Annotated in this window: 7 protein-coding genes; 2 read left to right on the top strand and 5 right to left on the bottom strand. The window is 63.1% G+C overall.

Features of this window, described 5'->3' with window-relative positions:
• Positions 1-1,242 (bottom strand): PAS domain S-box protein (locus EN925_RS40725; protein ID WP_245487231.1); only part of this gene is annotated, 1,242 nt, incomplete at its 3' end.
• A 67-nt stretch (positions 1,243-1,309) separates the two neighbouring features.
• Complete coding sequence (locus EN925_RS16760) at positions 1,310-2,083, bottom strand: response regulator transcription factor (protein WP_181172685.1); 774 nt, start codon at positions 2,081-2,083, stop codon at positions 1,310-1,312.
• Positions 2,084-2,129: 46 nt separating this feature from the next.
• Between EN925_RS16760 and EN925_RS16755 the strand changes: the two genes are divergently transcribed.
• Positions 2,130-2,831, top strand: coding sequence for a response regulator transcription factor (locus EN925_RS16755; protein ID WP_013529302.1), 702 nt, complete (start codon positions 2,130-2,132; stop codon positions 2,829-2,831).
• A 72-nt stretch (positions 2,832-2,903) separates the two neighbouring features.
• Here the strand turns inward: EN925_RS16755 and EN925_RS16750 are convergent, their stop codons facing one another.
• Both EN925_RS16750 and EN925_RS16745 read right to left on the bottom strand, forming a co-directional pair.
• Positions 2,904-3,071 (bottom strand): hypothetical protein, encoded by a 168-nt coding sequence (locus EN925_RS16750; protein ID WP_013529303.1) that lies wholly within the window; start codon positions 3,069-3,071, stop codon positions 2,904-2,906.
• 37 nt (positions 3,072-3,108) lie between these two features.
• Positions 3,109-3,441 (bottom strand): hypothetical protein, encoded by a 333-nt coding sequence (locus EN925_RS16745; RefSeq protein ID WP_127384968.1) that lies wholly within the window; start codon positions 3,439-3,441, stop codon positions 3,109-3,111.
• A 353-nt stretch (positions 3,442-3,794) separates the two neighbouring features.
• On the opposite strand from EN925_RS16745, the gene EN925_RS16740 reads away from it, so the two are divergent.
• Complete coding sequence (locus EN925_RS16740; RefSeq protein WP_013529305.1) at positions 3,795-4,250, top strand: L,D-transpeptidase; 456 nt, start codon at positions 3,795-3,797, stop codon at positions 4,248-4,250.
• A 198-nt stretch (positions 4,251-4,448) separates the two neighbouring features.
• Here EN925_RS16740 and EN925_RS16735 read toward each other — a convergent pair.
• A partial coding sequence (locus EN925_RS16735; RefSeq protein WP_164894242.1) for an efflux RND transporter permease subunit occupies positions 4,449-5,552 on the bottom strand: 1,104 nt, incomplete at its 5' end.

The raw sequence follows: 5,552 nt of genomic DNA, 5'->3' as shown, positions 1-5,552 counted from the left end.
CACTTCAAGTGCCGCCCGGATCACCTGGTTGAGGTCGGTCTCGGCTTGTGCCGCGGGATGGAGGCGGACCATCGACAGGAAGCTCTTGACGATGCGGCCGCAGCGCTCTGCGGCCGCGCGGACCTTTTCGGCGCGCACCTTGGTTTGCGGATCGGAGGCGAATTCGTGCAGCAGCGTCGATTGCGCCACAACCACGGCCAGCGGGTTGTTGAGCTCGTGCGACACACCGGCCAGCAACGAACCCATGGCCGCCATCTTCTCGTTCTGGTGCAGCTTCTCGCGTTGCCGGCCGATTTCCTCCTCGGCGCGCAATTTGTCGCGCAGGTCGCGGATGGAGCCGAAGATCAGGCGGCGGTCGGCAACCCGCATCTCGGTGGCCGTCAGCTCGATCGGGAACACTTCGCCGGCGGCATTCTGGGTCACCGTCTCGAGCCGCTGGCCGACCATCGGCGCGCCGCGGCCGGACATGTATTCGGCTCCTGAGGCATAGCCCTTGCGGTAGTAGATCGGCACGATCGTATCGAGCAGGTCCTTGCCGAGGATGTCGCTGCGCTGGAAGCCGAACATCTTCTCGGCGGCCGGATTGAATTCGATGATCGAGCCGGTCTCGTCGATGACGACAATGGCGTCGAGCGAGGCCTGCAGCATGGTGCGGCGAATGACCTCGCTGGCGTGGGCGTCGGAGGGCGAGCGCTCTATGGCGTCGCCGATGGCCAGCGCGATGATGTGCAGCGTCGCCTCTTCCTCGTCGGTCCATGCACGCTCGTTGATGCAGTCATTGACCGCCAGCGTGCCCCAGAGATGGCCGTGCGCGAAGACCGAGACCGAGAGGAACGATTTGATGTTCTGCTTTTCGAAATCGGTCCTCAGGAAGCCTTCGAGGTCGCGCGTATGACCGGCGAAGATCTTGCCTTGCCTCTCGTCCTCGGCAAGCCGCTCCAGCAGCGGGTCGGAATTGACGATCGATTGCATGATGACGGTCGGTGATGCCAGTTCGCCGCCGAAAAGAGGGTCGATCCAGTAGGCGGCGACGGATTGGGCGAAGCCCTGGCCGGGCAGTTCGCGCAAGCGAAACAGGATGCCGCGCTGGCAATCCATGGCCCGGCAGAGCGTTTCCAGTATGCCGTCCATCTCGCGCTGCCAGTCGCCGGCCTCGCGCAGCCGGCGAACGACGCGCACGGCCGCCATCGCCGCGCCCTGCCTGAACCCTTGCATATCGGTGCTTGCTGCTTCAGCGATCATCTTGTGCTGTCATTCCGGAGTCGCGCCAATTCGGCCGGCGAGCAACTACATCCTTCTGGCCCGGTGCTCAGTTGCCGTCGCCGGCCGGCAGCGAGAAGATATAGCCCTCGCCGCGCACCGTGCGCAGGAATTTCGGATTGGCGGGATCGGCCTCGATCTTTTTGCGCAGCCGCATGATGCGAATGTCGACCGCGCGTGACGATTCCGGATCTTCGGTGAAACCGATCGCCTCGGAGATAGCGGCGCGGCTCAGCAGCCGGTTGGCGCGGGTGAGGAAAATCTCCAGCACGTCGAACTCGCTCTTGGCCATGTCGATCACCACGCCATTGGCGCCGGTGACCAGCCTGCCGTCGAGATCGGCCTGGAAGGGGCCGAAGGCAACGGAACGGCGATCCGCCCCGGCCCTCTTGTCCTGCAGCTCTTTGGGCTGGGGAACCCGGCGCAACACGCTGCGCACCCTGGCCAGCACTTCGCGCAATTCGTAAGGCTTGACGATGTAGTCGTCGGCACCGAGTTCCAGCCCGACAATGCGGTCGAGCGCGGTGCCGGCCGCGGTCGCATAGATGATGCCGATCGGCAGTTTCGAACGCAGCCAGCGGCCAAGCGAGAGGCCGTCCTCGCCGGGCATGGCGATGTCGAGAATGGCAAGATGAAACGACTGCGTTTCAACGAGGCTGCGCGCGGCGGCCGCACTTTCAGCGGTGGCCACGTCATATCCGGCGGCGCCAAGGTATTCGGCGACAGCGTCCCTCAGGTCGGGCTCATCCTCGACGATGACAATTCTTGCCCGCACGATGCTTTCGCTCCCACTTTCAGTGGAAAGTAGATTGGGTATAAACATCATGTCCAGCACTCATATCGGGGTTGCCAGGGAACGGTTGGAAAACATGGCCGCACGATCCGTCATTGCGCTCGTTTCGGTAGCCGAAGTGGTCGCGACCGAACTCGCCGACCATCTTGAACGGCGCGGCCATGACGTGCATCAGGCACGCCAGCCCTGGGAAGCCGAATCTCTGCTGTCGGGAAAGGGCATCGACGTCGTCGTCGTCGGCGACAGCCTCAGCCAGGCGGAGGGGCGGGACCTGCTCAGACGTTATGGCGGCCAAGGAGGAGGCGGTGAGGGCGGACCGGATTTCATCCTGATCTGCCGCCCGGCCGATCTTGTCGACAAGGTGCTGGCGCTGGAGCTTGGTGCGGCCGACGTCGTCGAGAGCCCGCTCAATGTCCGTGAACTGGCCGCCCGTGTCGGCGGCCTGCTTTCGCGCCGCGGCAGGGGCACCCAGGAACTGATCGTGCTGGAGAACGCGACCGTCGATCTGAGATCGGCGATGGTCATGCATCGCTCCGGCACGGAGGAACAGCTTTCGCCCGGTCAGGTGGCGCTGCTCAGGCTGTTCCTGGCCAGTCCGCGCAAGGTTTTGACGCGCGACGACATCATCGCCGCGGCGCCTGCCGAAAACGCCGATGCCTTCGATCGCTCGATCGATTCGCGCATCGTGCGGCTGCGCCGCAAACTCGACACCGAAACCATCACCACCATACGCGGCGCCGGCTACCGGTTCGATCCGCCGCGGCAATTCGCGGACTGATTGCCGGGCACTGACGCAGTCTCTGGTTTCGGGCATCGGATTTTCCATCTCCGGCCCCGACGCTCTTGGCGCTCAGCGTACCAGCAGAAGCGATGGACCCACCGGCATGTCACTGCCCATGGTCAGCTCGCCAGCGTGGGCGCGGTCCCTGAGCAGCACGGTGGCAAGGCCGGCAAAGCCGAGCAGGCCCTGGGCGTAAAGCAGTGCGGAAAGCACCGAAGCGGCAAATTTCGTTTTCATCGTACCAATTCCCCAAAATGGTTTGTTGCGGGTCGCTTCAGGATACCCCCGAAGCGCCCGCGCCGCCCACGGAACCCCCCGTCTCGGCGCGGGCCTTCGGTCCTCTCGGCAGCAAGTTGCCGGAGGCGCCGCGCAAACCCGTCAGCCTAAGGCCGACCCGCCAGAGGGCCTTTAGCCGGGCGATGCGCAGGCTGGAAACAATCCAGACCGTGGCGAAAAACAGTGCGGCGTGCAGGGTCGAAATCTCGCCTGAAGTCATCGCGCCGAGGCTTGTCAGCGGGGTGCCGGCAACCATGCCGACGCCGCCGATGACCGCTGCCGCGATGCTGATCCTGAAAAGCCAGGACAGCACGTTCGATTTCGTTCCCATGTTCGTTACCGGCTGTTTTCGTTGCGTCAACTTTGCTTGCGGCCCGTATCCGGATCATGCCGCTTGAAACCTCGCTTTGTTGCAGTTTGGTTTCGAGATCTACGGCGGTCCTTTCGAATACTGCTGATTCGCACTTTCGTTTAGCGACGGATACCCATGTTCCTGACCTTGGTCTTGCTAGGGTCTCGCTGGCGGGCCACCGACGGCTCTAATTGGGTTGGCGTTTGTTAACCAGTGGAAACAGATTCGAAACACAAATGAGCATTTTGCGAAATCTCTCCGAAACATGACGTGGGGATAAGCAGCCATCGAATTGGAGCCGGCTGGACCGGCAGAGAGAGGGGATTTTCTTCATGCATACCGCCATTTCCGCCAAGCTCATCAACATCGCCGCCGCCGCGCTGACCGGTGCCGCACTGCTGTTCGGCTCGGGCGCCGCGCATGCCGCCAACAAGATCGTGGCGCGCGTTTCGCTTTCGCAGCAGATCATGGAAGTCTCGGTCGACGGCCGGCCGACTTTCGCCTGGAAAGTCTCCACCGGCGACCGGGCCCATGTGACGCCGACCGGCTCGTTCAAGCCGACCCGCATGCATGAAATGTGGTATTCGAAGAAATACGACAACGCCCCGATGCCGCACTCGGTCTTCTTCAGCGGCGGCTATGCGGTGCACGCGACCTATGCGATCAAGCGCCTCGGCCAGCCGGCTTCGCATGGCTGCGTGCGGCTGCACCCCGACAACGCCGCCGATTTCTACCAGCTCGTCGAAACCTTCGGGGCGACCAACACCAGCATCGTCATCGTCAAGTAGCAGGCTGGAAACGGTGGCGTGGCAGCATGCTGCCGCGCCTCAAAGCTCCCTCCGGAAACGCTGCGGTATTGCGTACAGTTCAAACCGGCGGTATCGAGCCCAGCCAAAAAGAAAAGAGGCCGGGAATTTCCCGGCCTCTTTTCTTTTGTTTCCATCGATTTGCCCCGCGCATTTCTGGGCGGGACTCCCTCGACCGTCCTAGCTCGGCAGTGCCGGCATCAGCTTGGGGTCCGGCTTCTCCGCCAGATGAGGCAGGTCCTTGCTGGCGATGAAGGTGTAGAACATGGGCACGACGAAGAGCGTGAACATGGTGCCGACCAGGATGCCGGTGAAGATGACCAGGCCCATCGAATAGCGGGCCGCGGCACCAGCGCCGCTGGACGTGATCAGCGGCACAACGCCGAGCGCCATCGCCGCCGTCGTCATCAGGATCGGCCGCAGGCGCACCTTGGCCGAGGCGATGATGGCATCGCGCCGCCGCATGCCATGCTTTTCACGCTGCTGGTTGGCGAACTCGACCAGCAGGATGCCGTGCTTGGTTATCAGACCGATCAGTGTGATCAGGCCGACCTGCGTGTAGATGTTGAGCGTGCCGAGGCCCAGATTGAGCGGCACGATCGCGCCGAAGATCGACAACGGCACCGCCATCATGATGATCAGCGGATCACGGAAGCTTTCAAACTGCGCCGCCAGCACCAGATAGATGACGACAACTGCGGCCGCGAAAGCGATCAGGATGGTGTTGCCCTGTTCCTTTTCCTGTCGCGATTGACCGGAATAATCGATGAAGAACGTGTCGGGCAGGCTCTCCTTGGCGATGTCCTCCAGCGCCTTCAGCCCGTCGCCGGTGGTGACGCCGGGCAGCGGAAGCGCCGAAATCGTCGACGAATTCAGCTGGTTGAACTGCTCGATTGCCGCCGGCGCCGCATTGGTCGAAATCTTGACCACCGCCGATAGCGGCACCATCTCGCCGGTCACGCTGCGCACGAAGTATTCGCCGAGCTTGTCGGGGTCGTCGCGAAACTCCTGCGGCACCTGCGGGATGATGTCGTAGCTGCTGGAATAGCGGTCGAACTGCGCCACTTCGGCGCCGCCGACCAGCAAGGTCAGCGTGCGGCCGATATCGGCGATCGGCAGGTTCAGCGCGGCGGCGCGGTCGCGGTCGATGGTCACCGTCACCTCCGGTGCGTCATAAGCCATCGAATTCTGCACGACGATGAAGCGGCCGGAGGCCTGCGCCTTGTTCTTGATCTGCTCGGCCACCTCGTACACTTCCGAGGAAGCGCCGGTCGATCGTACCAC

The sequence above is a fragment of the Mesorhizobium sp. M7A.F.Ca.US.006.04.2.1 genome (genome assembly GCF_004022915.1).
GTDB classification, from domain to species: Bacteria; Pseudomonadota; Alphaproteobacteria; order Rhizobiales; family Rhizobiaceae; genus Mesorhizobium; species Mesorhizobium ciceri.
This window is presented reverse-complemented; position numbering and strand designations above follow the sequence as displayed.